Below are 11,895 nucleotides of genomic sequence, written 5' to 3'. Positions count from 1 at the left end.
GCTGTCAGATTTCCTAATTGATTACGAGTTGGACGTTCGGGGTTTGCTGCCGTTTCGGGGATCAGGGTGGTGAGGCTTTTGTCTACGAGCTTTGTCCGCGTTGGCTTCGGTTTTCGTCCTGTCCCCTGAGAAACGGCCACGGCCCCCTCAGGTCAGTTCTCCGGCCAGGGTACAAAGAGCGGGGACGAGTTCGGGATGGTCCCCGCGCGAAGCCGATTGCAGCAACTCGGTGACAACGATGATCTGTGCGACGCGTCCGGCCTCCGCCTTAAGCACGGGAAAGGCGTCCCGGACACACTGTGCGAAGCCGGGGGTGAGCAGCGAGTAGGCCAGCAGGATGGCTGCGTCGTAGCCGGTCGGCGCCAGGCCGAAACCCTCCCAGTCGAGGAGGTAAGGGGTGGTGCCGGTGAGGTTGGCGGTGTGCAGGTCTCCGTGGGCCGTCGCCCAGTCCGTGATCCGGGGGCTGGGCATGTCGAGGTAGCGCGGGACGCTGCGGTCCACCCACTCTTGCCGTACGGCCACTCGATCCGTAGGAACTGTGCTCACGTACTCCAGGTCGGTGCGGAGCGAGTCCCACCATGCGGTCGGCGGATCCGGGTCCAGGCGCATGACGGGGCTGGGGGAGAAGACAGGTTCGGCGACGTACTGGTGCAGCTCCGCCAGGTAGGCGTAGCCGTCGCTTCTCGCTTCCGTGGTGTCGTAGAGCAGTGGTTTGTGGACGCATCCGTCGAACAGGGCGGCGGCCTGGAGATTGCCGTCCCAGATCTTTCCTGCGGCTTTGTCCTGCGGTGTGGAGAGGAGCCGCAGCCAGCAGGCGCCTCGGTCCGGGTGCTGGACGCGGCTGCTGAGGGTGCGTCCGTGCCAGCCCCAGACTTCTGGACCGGTGGTCGTGGTGCCCAGCGTCTGAGCAGACTGCGTGAATGTCCGACGCATACGGTGCTGGTCGGCGGGGTCAGTCGGCGGCGAGTACATCCAGCACCTTTCGCAGCGTGGGGACTGGGATGGCCGGGCTTCGCAGAGCCGTTTGTGCCTCGGTCCAGTGTGCCGGGGTGGAGGTGGAGAGCAGAATCCGCGTCACTCCCGGGCAGGAGGCCGTGGCGAGGAGGCATGCCTGGGGGACGGTGAATTCCGGGCTGAGGAGTGCGGTGAGTTCGGGTGTGGCCAGGTGGGGAAGTTTCCCGCCGAACAGGGGTGCTGAGGCGTACACCTGCCATCCGAGTTCGGCTGCCTGAGCGATGGGACCATCTCCGTCCAGGGCCTGGGCGAATGCGGTGGCGGTGACGAGGGATACGGGCAGTTGGATGGCTCGCAGGTGGTGCTGCTCCGTGCCGGCGACTTCGATGGCCAGCTGGCGCAGGGCGGGGATGCTCAGGGCGCCGGTGTCGAAGCCGTCCCAGGTAGCGACGCCGTATGACGTGAGGGTTCCGGCTGCTGCTTCCGCTTCGAGGGCAGTGAAGGCGTCGCGCAGGGCTTCGTACGGGTCGCCTGTGGCCCGCTCGGGGTTGTGGGTGAAGACGAGGTCCAAGTGGTCGCGGCCGAGTTCGATGCGGTTGCGGGCGCACTGCCAGTGGACGTACGAGGCGCTGAGGCAGTGTCCACGTTCAGCGTCTTGGACAGTAAGGGCTCCGTCAGAGACGGCATCCTTGGCTGCCTTTTCGGTCAGGAATCCGACCTTGGTGGAGACCTGGATGGGCAGCAGAGCAAGAGCCGGAGCGAGCAGCGGCTGGGCCTGCCCGTTCAGGTAGTTGGGCGCGGTATCGATCCACGCGGTAGCGGGGTCGGCAGCCGCGCGGGCGACGGCCTCGGTCAGCGCGGAGGGGCGGACGCGGTGGGTGCCCAGCCCGAGAGAGGCCGTTGTCATCGCTCATCTCCTTCTACCGTGATCGCTTGGCCGTCCATCAGCTCGAAGACGACGGCTGCCACGTCCGCGACGGAGATTCCAGCGGCTGCTGCCAGCTCGCCGAGGGACACCGCGCCGGGTGCGGCGGACACCAGGCTCTGGAGCAGCGGCATGGCCTCCTCCGCCATCTCCCACTCGTTGTCGCAGGCCCGGAACACCAAGCCGTCCCCGTTGGCTGCGTGCTCCAGGTGGGCACGGGCGGTGGTCAGCCTGACGCGGACGTCCGGGTCCGCAGGGACGCCGGCGATGTGGGGGAGGCCCGGCTGCAGGCGGGTGAGGTCGGTGCCGTCGCGCATCGCTGTGTACCGGCCGATGAGATCCGGGTCTTCCAGCGCGGCGGTGACTTCCTTGCGTAGCCGTTCCAGGTAGGCGGCCTGCTGAGCGGCGGTCGCGTGCACGGGCAGGTCCTCGCGCAGAACATCGTGGCGGCGCAGGTCGTCGGCGAGCCAGGACAGTAGCTGGGCGCCGGTGGTGGCCTGGATGCCGAAGGTGAGGTGCAGGGAGTGCTCGCCTTCGGAGGCGGCCACCGAGTGCCACCAGCCGCGAGGGAGATAGAGCATGTCCCCTGGGCGCAGGACCAGTTCCGCGACCGGTTCCTCCGGCGGCGGTTCGGGTTCGTCGGTGTCCTTGTACATGGGGGCGGTGCGGGTGGGGCCGTACAGCTTCCAGCGTTTGGTGCCGTCGATCTGGATGACGACGACGTCGTGGTCGTCCCAGTGCACGCCGAAGCCCTCGCGCGCGGTGAACGACGCATACAGGTTGGTCTGCACGCCGGTGCGCAGCCACTGCTCCAGTTCCATGGCGGCGCGGCCGATAGGTGGGTGGAGTTCGTCGACGGCGTCGATGACGAGGGAGGCGCCCTCGGCGAGTCGGGCGTGCAGTTCGGCGGGGTGCACGCGCTGCCAGACGGTGTGGCGGCGGGTGGTAACGGGAGCGGTGTAGCGGTGGGCGGGCAGCATCTCCCCGTTCGCAGAGAGGCGGAAGCGGGGCGGCTCCAGGCGGTGGGTCGCCAGGATGGTGTTGACGTCGTCCCAGGTGATCAGCTCACCTGGGTGTGGGATGGCGGCAGGGATGTGGCGGTAGCGGCGGTGGAGCACCTGGGCCAGGAACTCGTCCTGGCCCAGGTGAGCCGCCAGATTCAGCGGCGACAACGCTTCTCCTCCTGGATCAGTCGTTGCCGTCGGTACGGCCGGTGCTGCCGCCGTCGGACGGGGTGACGCCCCGCTCGCGGGCGGCCTGGATGCGGCGACGTGCCTTGATCAGCCCGGCCTGGGCCTGTCCGGTCGCCGGGGTGGTGCTCTCGTTCGGCATTGATCCTCCTGGGGTTCGGGATGAAACGGCATTGCGGACCCGCCCCGGACGGCGCTTGACCTGTCCAGGGCTCGGGCGGTTGATGCGCCCGGGGCGGGGGCTTACGACCCGCCCCTGCCGGGGCTTCTCGGGTGGGGGAACCTCTCGATCGGTCACGTCCGGCAGGGACGGGAATTCAAGGGCCGGCTGGGGCGGTGGAGACCGCAACGCCGATCACGAAGCCGCATGAGGCGGCGATTAGCACGATCGGAAGCGGGCCGTGTAGCGCGCCAGTCGACTCACGGCACGGCCTGTCACGGCTTCCACCAGGCCCGCCATGGCCGGGTGATGATCTCCCGGTAGGTGTGGTGCGACGGGTTGCGGCCGCCGTGCCCGAACACCCAGTCCTGCGGTTCGGCGAAGTCGATGCTGGGTCGGGAGGTTTCGCCGCAGACGGCGCATTGCATCGCGTACGTGGTCGGCTCCGCATCCGGCTCCCGGTCGGGCTGGATGGTCCACTCCATGTGGCAGATGACTGCGCGGGTATTCACCGGCCTGCCTCTTCGAACTCGGTCTGTCTGCGACAGGCGCCGGAGGGCTCCTCCTGGCCGGCGAGGACGTACGGATGGGACAGTGCGGCGCGGAGGGTGTCGACGTCCGTGAGGGTGTTGTCGTCGGGCAGTTCGCACCAGCCGCCGAACCAGTCGTCCATCAGCTCAAGGCCAGGGGCCACCAGCCAAGAGTTGCTGGAGAGATGCCGAACGGGCAGGTCGTCCCAACTGCCGAGGGTGCCGGTCCTGATCGCGTAGTAGAGGCGTTCGTTGGGCTTGTCGTACAGCACGGGGCCGATCATTGCGCCAGTGGCGCGGAGGTGAGCCAGGGCCAGGAGGCCGATGTCCGCGGGGGTCCGTACGAGGTCCCAGCCGACGCCGACTTGGAGCAGGCGCAGTCCGGGCACATCGTTGACCATGAGGGCGCTCCGCAGCGCTTCGCGTAGGAACATCACGTGCCTCCTTGCCGTTGGAGGTTGGAACTCGCGCCGAGCGAAAGCGAGGGACCAGTGGTCGCTCTGGTGGAACGGACCACGATCAGACGGGTGCTGGTCGCGGTTATCCGCCGCTTCCGCTCGTTGGCGGTGCGCTTGGGGCCGAGGTGGCTGAGGACGGGGATCACGGTGCCGTAGGTGTCGGGGAGTTCCAGGGCGTCGAGGAGGCCGACGAAGGCGGGGGAGCGGACGGTCACAGTCGCCTCGCGGTCGGTGAAGACACCGCACAGGGTCAGTTCGTGCCGCCGGCAGTACTCGGTGAGGCAGTCGACCAACGCCGCGTGTCGGGCCCGTCCACCGGTGACGTGGCGTATGTAGCCGAAGACGTGTGGGCCGGTGACTGGGCGGCGTTCCGTGATGAGTTCCTCGTCCATGCCCATAGCGTCGGCCGGCGCGAACGGCCTCGAAATGACCTGCTGTTGTACTTCCGTTGCACTTCTCGCCCTGCGCCGTCACAGAGGGTGCTTACATACCTGACGGAGGGGAGGTAATCCGTGGTCAGCGTGCAGCAATGGACAGGCCGGGAGGCGAGCGCTCTGCGCTCTGCCCTGCGGATGAGCACGCGCGCCTTCGCCGAGCACTTGGGCGTCGCCCTGCGTACGGTGGCCAAGTGGGAGAGCCTGCGCGCCGAAACGCAGCCGAGGCCCGATACCCAGGCGATCCTCGATACCGCGCTCGCTCGTGCCGATGCTGCCGCCCATGCCCGGTTCGAGACGGTGCTGTTCCCGGAGCGAAAGAGCGCGAGGCCGGCGGACTACGAGACCTGGACCGAGGACATCGAGCGGGCCGTGGTCTGCGTCAGTCGCCAGAACTTCTCCTTCGCCTCCACCTTGTTGAACCGCTGGCTGGGGAGTCACGACCCGCACCGCTTGGCGGACAAGGGTCTTTATCTGTACGGCCGTTCGCTCGTCCTCCTCGGTGACCTTCAGCGGGACCAGGGCGCGATCCTCGGCCCGCTCTCCGCCCTTCACTCCTACCGGACCGCCCGAGGCATGTTCACCGAACTCGACATCCCGCGCCGGGTGGCACAGATCGAGCTGTCAATCGCCGTCGTACAGGAGATGTCCGGCCAACTCGAAGCCTCCGCCCGCCAGTACGAACTCCTAGCCACCGACGAGCGCCTGAGCCCTCGCGACCGCGCCAGGGCCCAGCTCTGGGTGGGTACGGCCTTGAGTAAGGAGGGCAACAACGAGTACGCCACCAACGTGATGGTGGACGCTACTCAAGCGTTCGAGGACCTGGGCGAGCCGGAGGACTGGTCGGTCGCCCACCAGAAGCTGGCCCTGGCCCACCGTGGCGCCGGTGATCTGAAGCAGGCCCTGCACTACATCGATATCGCGCGTACCACCGGCACGGTTGACTCTCCGATGCAGCGGGTGCGGTTGGACACCGCCTACGGGCACATCCTTCTGTCGGATGCGGCGACCCGGAATGATGGGCTGTCCGTCCTCGATCAGGCGGCACAAGTGGCTCAGCAGTTCGGGCTGAGCCACCAGCTGCGCAGCATCGAGGGCATCCGTAGAGGCCAGCAAAGATGAGCCAGGGAGTGCACGTGCCGGAGCACCAGCAGCGCCAGATTACCGACGAGCAGTTCCACGACGCGACGTTGATCTGGAACTACCACCAGATGGGCCACGAGCAGCGGCCCTGCTCGGCGGCGATCGGCCTGGGCAGCCACGACCTGGGGGTGGCCACCACGGCCGCCGACCTCTACCGCGCCGGCCTCTTCCCCGTCGTGGTGTTCAGCGGCGGCAACAGCCCCACCACCCGAGCCCGCTTCCCGCGCGGCGAGGCCGTCCACTTCCGCGAGCATGCGCTTGCCCTGGGTGTGCCGGACGAGGCGATCCTGGTGGAACCGAAGGCGGCGAACACAGGCCAGAACATCACCTTCTCCCGCGAGCTGCTCGCCGACGCCGGCATGGAGGTGGAGTCACTTCTGCTGATCTCCAAGCCGTACATGGAGCGCCGCTCGTACGCGACCTGCCGCAATTTGTGGCCGGAGGTTGAGGTGGTCTGTGCCTCCGAGCCACTTGAGTTGGACGACTACATCAAGTCCATCGGCGACGAGAAGCTCGTCGTCGACATGCTCGTCGGAGACCTGCAACGGGTGATCGAATACCCGAAGCTCGGCTTCGCCGTTGAGCAGGCCGTACCGAGGGATGTCCATGACGCCTACAAGCGCCTTCTACAGGCCGGATTCGACAGCCGCCTCATCAGCACCTGAATCACCCCGCGTCGGTCCGTCGGATGGCGTGTGCGCGATTCATCAACCGAACTTGTTTCCACGGCTGTCCACATTGGCGAAGCTCTTCGCCGCCGACCGCTGGATCGTCCTCGACGATGTGCAGTTCGCCCGGCGCGACTACCAGCACCGAGCCCGTCTCGCCGCCTTGGACGATCCTGGTCGGCAGCAGTGGCTCACGCTCCCGACGCACCTTCCCCAGGGGCGCGCGACCAGGATCAGCCAGGCCCGGCTCGTCGATCCCCGCCGCTCGCGACGGACGGTCGAACTGCTCGTGCGCCAGTACTACGGCCACAGCCGCTACTGGGATGCCGCGCGTGAGGTTCTGGACGCGGTCTTGTGCATGCTCGACACCACAGACCGCGTGGCCGACCTCACTAGAGCATCGACAATCGCCCTGCTCACCGCTCTTGGCTGGTCAGGAGAAGTGCTGCTCAGCAGTGAGATTCCGACCCGTCAAGGCCGGTCCGAGCGCCTTGCCGATCTCGCGGCAGCCACCCGCAGTACCCACTATCTGTGCGGCACTGGCGGGCTGCGCTACCTCGACGCTGATCCGTTCGATGCCTGCAGCATCCCGGTGCTGCCTTTCCGTACACCTGTGGATGCGGATGATCTGCTCTGGCAGTGGGCCCGGAGGACCAGCAGCCTCTGGGCCTTGAGCAAGATCGGTCCCGAGGTGTTGGCGAACAGGCTGGCTGCCCAACGAGAAGCTCGCTTCCTTGCAGCCCGGGCGTGACGAGGCTGAATAACTCGGACAAGAAACCCTTCCCGCGTGTCCTGAGCACGGTTACCCACGTCCGCCCGGCGCGTGCACCCGTGGATCCGTTCCTCGGAGCGCGGCAGACTCCAGGTTGAGGTCGTGGCCGGGCGGAACGGCGCACGAGCTGCCTACTACTGCACGAGGCGTAGGACCGGCCGCTGTTCCTGGACGTCGAGCAGTTCACGAACGCGCTGGGGCGTCCAGGCCAGCTCATGGGCCAGTGTCGCCACCGACAGATCCGCTTCCTTGTGCGCCAGTTCGAAGGCTTGGCGCAGCAGTGACGGCTGTTCACCGGTGTAGTTCGATACCGACTCGGGGATGAAGCCGGGCTGGCCATCCAGCGCGCGAAGGCGTTGATATGTGCGGCTGGTCGTGGCGTCGGAGATCAGGCCGAGTTCACGGCATCGGTAGACGAGCGAGTGGATGGAGACGCCCCAGACCTGCCTGAGCTCGGCCAGGCGCGCTAGGTCCATCCGCTTGGGCAGGTGGGGAAGGACGCTGTCCTGAGGGGTGAGGAACTCGGCGGCGAAGGCGTCGGCTTCCTTCTCCTGACGGCTGTCACCGGTGGCGTCGCTATGGAGTACGAGGTGCCCGAGTTCGTGGGCAGCCGTGAAGCGGTGGCGGTAGACGTCATCGGCCCGATTGGCAGTGAGGACTACGAGTGGGCGTGCAGCCCTGGTGGAGAACGCGTCCACGGTCGCCGCCGAAGGATCGGACGCGGGGGGCATCACGACAACGATGCCGTGGGATTCCATGCGTCGGATGAGGTGGGTGACCGGCCCGTCTCCCATACCCCAACGCCGCCGCAGCTCGCGCGCTGCCGCTGCCGGGTCCGTGGGCAGTTCGGCTCCAGGGTGGACCTCACCGCCGGCGAAGCCGGGCAGGTTCACGAGGGGAAGCTGAATCCGCCGTTCGAGGGCGTAGGTGAGTTCCCACACCTGTTCGGCGAAGGCTAGGGCCCGTTCCCTCTGGGACTTCGGCGTGCTGCGAAGGCTGCGGAAGTGGGCCATGGAGGAATCGAGTCGGCTTGCCGGACGGCCGACCAGGAAGAACGTAGCAGGTACGCCGAGTGCTTCGGCGAGGCGGGGGATGAGGTCCGGGCGAGGGCGGGAGACCCCCGTCTCGTACTGGCCCACGGCTGCCGGGGTCACCCCAAGGGAGTTCGCGACGTCCTTCTTCGTCATCTCGGCCAGCCGACGAGCCTGCGTCAGCCGGGCGGGATCGAAGCCGTCGGAAATGGCGCGGGGCGTGGTGCCCCGCTCCTCCAAGCCCGGGATGAGGTCTTGCTTAATCGTTCGCATCGTCTTCGCTGGTCTGGTCCTCGCGTAGCTCTGCTTCGGTCAGGGGCGGAACGTCGCGCTGCTGATCAACGTTCCCACGCGACGACAGCGTAAGGGTCGGCTCTGCTCCACCGTCGAAGCTCGTCAGCTCCCGCTCGGACGACGTCGACTGCTTGGTGATGCTCCTCAGATGCTGCCCGTGGAAGGTGACGGTGTCAGGCAGCGTAAGTGCCTCGGGGAGCGTCGCCCACTCCAGGCGTCGGTCCGCACCCAGCGCGGCCATGCCCCAGTGAGCCTCCAGCAACTCGGAGGCGTTGCAGGCGAAGGGAACCAGGACCAGGCGCGTGCCGGGCGGCACGGTCGCGAGACCACCTCGCGGCTCCATCACCTGACCGCTCTGGTCGAGGTCGTCGAAGTCGAACGCGCCCTGCACCTCGGCCGGGTCGGGCGCGAATGTGAACAGCTCCTTCACCAACCGGGACTCACGCGGGATGCGGGCTGTGCGAACGTCCGACGTGGTCTTCGAGTAGAGGAACGGATAGAGCAGGCCGTTTCCGACGATCATGAGTTCGAAGGGGAACCCGAACGGCTTGACGGGAGTGGAGCCGGGCAGATCCTTCAGTTCCTCCCACACTCGCTCGAACTGGCCCTGCCAACGGGCCGAGCCGTAGGTGTGGTTGGTACGCGAATCGGCCTGTTCCTGAGCCGCCTGGGCGTTGGCCTGCATGTTCCGCAATGCCTGCCCGAGGCCCACGCGGACCGCGGACGCCTGCTTGCCGAACACCTCGGTCGCCCAGGATGAAAGAGGCACACTCATGCGGACGACTCCTCTGGTCGGGCTTCGCATTGGAGCACTTAACTGCCAGGCAGACTTTAGTTGATGTAGGAGTTTTTGCACAAGTGCTTCTCTGTAGCGCGTGATCTGCTCGATTGCTGGTCGCCGCAGGGGCGACAACCGCCAGTCCATCGCGCATGGTTCATTGGCTCGGAGGCTGCGTTCGGGCCGTCAACCGTAGGTCACCGGCGGCGTTGGCCACTGGTAGCGGTCTGCTGCGCGAAAGGCTGCCGTGTCGATGTGGGCGGGGTGCGCCGGGTCGAAGCAGAGTCAAGAGTTGGTGTGCTGGGTTCTGACGGCGCCGTGAGACGTTGGATGCGCCAGATCAGGACGCGTGCGGCAGAGCCTGCGTCGTCCAAGGCCCGCTGGTCGGCTGCCTGCTGGAGGATCCGCTCCGGGTCGTGTCCGGCTGCTTCTGCCTCGGCGAGGGCGGTGGTGAGGGCCGTGAAAGCGGGGTCTGTGATGACCTGCTCGGCGTGGTCGGGAACGACCTGGCGTAGGCGGCGGATCTGCCGCTCCACGGCCTGCTGGGGCGGTTGGCGCTGGGCGAGGGCGGCCAGCGGCGCGGCGGCGGCGTGGTCGTAGGCGGCCTGGAGGTATAGCAGGGTTTGGTGGGCGGCGGTGACTTGCTGGTCGTGGCGGTGGAGTTGGTGCCAGCGGTCGGCGGCGATGACGACGAGGATCGCGGCGTCGAGGAACATCGCCACGACAGCTCCGTCCCTGGGAGCGGGCTCGCGGACCATGGCTCGCACGGCGCCGCGAAGAGCACGGGCGTGGTGGTGTTCGGCCCGGATGCGGGAGCGGGTGGCACGCTCGAACGCGCTGGCTGCCTCTCGGAGTTGAGGCCGAAAGGTCTGGGGTGCGAGGAGGGGGAGGGCGTCGAGGGCTTCGCCGAAGGCGGTGAGGTGGGCCTGGGAGGCTTCGTCGTCAGCCTGGTCGAGGTGGTGGGGGATGCGTTCGGCGGTGGCCGTGGCCTGGTGCCAGGGGTTGGGCCTGCGTCTGCCGGGCTGGTTGGTCGGCTGCGGCTCGATGTTCTCCAGGCGTTCCTGGATCCTGGGGAAGGACAGGTCCGGGGCGAGTTCGGAGCCGGAGAACCAGACGGGCTCCTTGTCGGCAGTGGTGGTGTCCTGGCTGGCGACCTTGTAGCCGCGTACGTCGCCGGAGGGGAAGTGGACGACCTCGACGAGCACGCCGTCGGTGTGGTTGAGCAGATGGATGAATTCCTCGGTGCTGGTGGCGGCGGCCACGGCGGCGCGGATGGTGGCGCGCAGGCGTTCGCGGGCGGGCTTGTCGTGGCCGGCGCGGCGGGCCTTCTCCTGCTCGGCGCGGGTGGGGCGCTTGGCGGCGGTGCGGTCTCCGCGTACGACTTGGAAGAGGCCGTAGTCCTTCTCGATGGCGGCGAGTTCGCGGTCGGCGGTGAGGTAGTCGTTCCAGTGGCGTGCGGTGCTCAGGTCGGCGCGGACCTTGGTGGCGGCGATGTGGATGTGGTCGGGGGCATGGCGGACGGCCACCCAGCGGCAACCGTCCGGATCGCCTTCGGGTGCGATGCCGGTGGTGGCCACGATGCGGCGCGCGATGTCGGCCCACTCCTCGTCGCTGAGGTGGCGGTCGGTTGTGGCGGCGCGGATGGAGCAGTGCCACGTGTGCTTCTCGGGGGCACGGCCGAGCCGCCGGGCCTGCTTGACGTGCAGGTTGAGGTCAGCCACGAGGAGCTTCTTGGTGGCGTCGAAGTCGTCGGTGCGGCCGGGGTCGGGGGCGAAGCCGTCCCAGGAGGCGACGAGGTGGGGGTCGGTGTGGTCCTTGGCCTTCTTCGTGTCGAAGAGGTACCGGACCAGGCCCGCGGTGTCTTGGCCACTGCTGATCTTCGCGATCATCGGGCTGCTTTCTTGCTGACGGCGTGGTTCGCGGCTGCCGCGATGTCCCTCACGGTCGTACCGACCGCGCCCAAGGTACGCCCGGCCTGGTTCAGGACGGCGGTGTCCCCAGAGTGTGAACGGTCACCGGAGTTGAGCTTCTTGGCGATCTGGTTGATGTTGTGGCCGATCTTGGCGACCTCGCTGCGCAGGGCGGTGAGTTCGTCGATGTAGTCGTCGAGCGGGGTGCGCTGGCCTGGCAGGGCGAGGTCGCCGTGGATGTGGGCCATGACGACGGCGCCGACGTAGTGGGCGCCGGCGATGTTCAGCGACCGGGCCTTGCGCAGGATCGCGGTCTTCTCGTCGACGCTGTAGCGCACGTCAACACGCTCTTTGCGCTGCACGGCTTCGCGCTTACGGCGGCGGGCGACACGGTGCAGCGCGGCGGCGTCAGCGGCTCGCGACAGCGGAACGGCAGCGGTGTCGACGGGCTGTTCCCTCTCGGGCACCCCCTGGTGCCCGAGCACCTCCGCCACCCCCGGGGCGGAGGCTTCCCCGTTGGGCCGACCCTTGGACGGTCCAGCGGGATACCTTGCTGCGCTGTTAGGAGTGATGGTCATCTCCTGTTGGGTGGTGGGCAGTTCGTGGTGTGGGTCGCGCATGGGGCGGCTCTCCGTGATGCGTGGGTAT

At 67.7% G+C, this 11,895-nt stretch carries 14 protein-coding genes; 3 read left to right on the top strand and 11 right to left on the bottom strand.

Annotation, left to right across the window (positions count from 1 at the left end; all coding sequences use genetic code 11):
• Nucleotides 1-147: 147 nt before the first annotated feature.
• The 7 genes from LUX31_RS17700 to LUX31_RS17670 all read right to left on the bottom strand — a co-directional run bounded on the left by LUX31_RS17700 (nt 148) and on the right by LUX31_RS17670 (nt 4,609).
• Nucleotides 148-933, bottom strand: coding sequence for a phosphotransferase (locus tag LUX31_RS17700; protein ID WP_235475749.1), 786 nt, complete (start codon nt 931-933; stop codon nt 148-150).
• Nucleotides 934-952: 19 nt separating this feature from the next.
• Nucleotides 953-1,861, bottom strand: a complete 909-nt coding sequence (locus LUX31_RS17695) for an aldo/keto reductase (RefSeq protein ID WP_235475748.1) — start codon at nt 1,859-1,861, stop codon at nt 953-955.
• Entirely contained in the window at nt 1,858-3,051 is a 1,194-nt protein-coding gene (locus LUX31_RS17690; RefSeq protein WP_235475747.1) for a cupin domain-containing protein, read from the bottom strand. The genes LUX31_RS17695 and LUX31_RS17690 overlap by 4 nt, the downstream gene beginning before the upstream one ends.
• A gap of 16 nt (nt 3,052-3,067) precedes the next feature.
• A complete protein-coding gene (locus LUX31_RS17685; RefSeq protein ID WP_235475746.1) occupies nt 3,068-3,211 on the bottom strand; it encodes a hypothetical protein in 144 nt (47 codons plus the stop codon).
• A gap of 293 nt (nt 3,212-3,504) precedes the next feature.
• The gene (locus LUX31_RS17680) at nt 3,505-3,741 is read right to left on the bottom strand and encodes a DUF7848 domain-containing protein (protein WP_443045974.1); all 237 of its coding nucleotides are present in this window, start codon (nt 3,739-3,741) and stop codon (nt 3,505-3,507) included.
• On the bottom strand, nt 3,738-4,193 hold the full coding sequence (locus LUX31_RS17675; RefSeq protein WP_235475745.1) for a hypothetical protein: 456 nt from the start codon (nt 4,191-4,193) through the stop codon (nt 3,738-3,740). Before LUX31_RS17675 ends, LUX31_RS17680 begins: the two co-directional genes overlap by 4 nt.
• Entirely contained in the window at nt 4,193-4,609 is a 417-nt protein-coding gene (locus LUX31_RS17670; protein WP_235475744.1) for a hypothetical protein, read from the bottom strand. The genes LUX31_RS17675 and LUX31_RS17670 overlap by 1 nt, the downstream gene beginning before the upstream one ends.
• A 120-nt stretch (nt 4,610-4,729) precedes the next feature.
• Here LUX31_RS17670 and LUX31_RS17665 point away from each other — a divergent pair, with 120 nt between their 5' ends.
• The 3 genes from LUX31_RS17665 to LUX31_RS17655 are packed head-to-tail and all read left to right on the top strand — an operon-like array spanning nt 4,730 to nt 7,213.
• Nucleotides 4,730-5,773, top strand: coding sequence for a helix-turn-helix domain-containing protein (locus LUX31_RS17665; RefSeq protein ID WP_235475743.1), 1,044 nt, complete (start codon nt 4,730-4,732; stop codon nt 5,771-5,773).
• Nucleotides 5,770-6,459: a YdcF family protein gene (locus LUX31_RS17660; protein WP_235475742.1), complete on the top strand. Its 690-nt coding sequence runs from the start codon at nt 5,770-5,772 to the stop codon at nt 6,457-6,459. Before LUX31_RS17665 ends, LUX31_RS17660 begins: the two co-directional genes overlap by 4 nt.
• A gap of 28 nt (nt 6,460-6,487) precedes the next feature.
• Nucleotides 6,488-7,213, top strand: a complete 726-nt coding sequence (locus tag LUX31_RS17655) for a WbqC family protein (protein ID WP_235475741.1) — start codon at nt 6,488-6,490, stop codon at nt 7,211-7,213.
• A 155-nt stretch (nt 7,214-7,368) separates the two neighbouring features.
• Here the strand turns inward: LUX31_RS17655 and LUX31_RS17650 are convergent, their stop codons facing one another.
• The 4 genes from LUX31_RS17650 to mobC all read right to left on the bottom strand — a co-directional run bounded on the left by LUX31_RS17650 (nt 7,369) and on the right by mobC (nt 11,867).
• Nucleotides 7,369-8,538: a helix-turn-helix domain-containing protein gene (locus LUX31_RS17650; RefSeq protein WP_235475740.1), complete on the bottom strand. Its 1,170-nt coding sequence runs from the start codon at nt 8,536-8,538 to the stop codon at nt 7,369-7,371.
• Entirely contained in the window at nt 8,525-9,334 is an 810-nt protein-coding gene (locus tag LUX31_RS17645; protein WP_235475739.1) for a hypothetical protein, read from the bottom strand. The genes LUX31_RS17650 and LUX31_RS17645 overlap by 14 nt, the downstream gene beginning before the upstream one ends.
• 200 nt (nt 9,335-9,534) lie before the next feature.
• Nucleotides 9,535-11,226 (bottom strand): relaxase/mobilization nuclease domain-containing protein, encoded by a 1,692-nt coding sequence (locus LUX31_RS17640; RefSeq protein ID WP_235475738.1) that lies wholly within the window; start codon nt 11,224-11,226, stop codon nt 9,535-9,537.
• Nucleotides 11,223-11,867 carry a plasmid mobilization relaxosome protein MobC gene (gene mobC, locus LUX31_RS17635; protein WP_235475737.1) on the bottom strand — a complete coding sequence of 215 codons (645 nt, stop codon included), beginning with the start codon at nt 11,865-11,867 and terminating at the stop codon, nt 11,223-11,225. Before mobC ends, LUX31_RS17640 begins: the two co-directional genes overlap by 4 nt.
• Between the last annotated feature and the right edge of the window lie 28 nt (nt 11,868-11,895).

The sequence above is a fragment of the Streptomyces sp. GQFP genome (genome assembly GCF_021545335.1).
Classification (GTDB): Bacteria; Actinomycetota; Actinomycetes; order Streptomycetales; family Streptomycetaceae; genus Streptomyces.
Note: the sequence above shows the minus strand (reverse complement) of the source record. Positions and strands in the feature narration are given on the sequence as shown.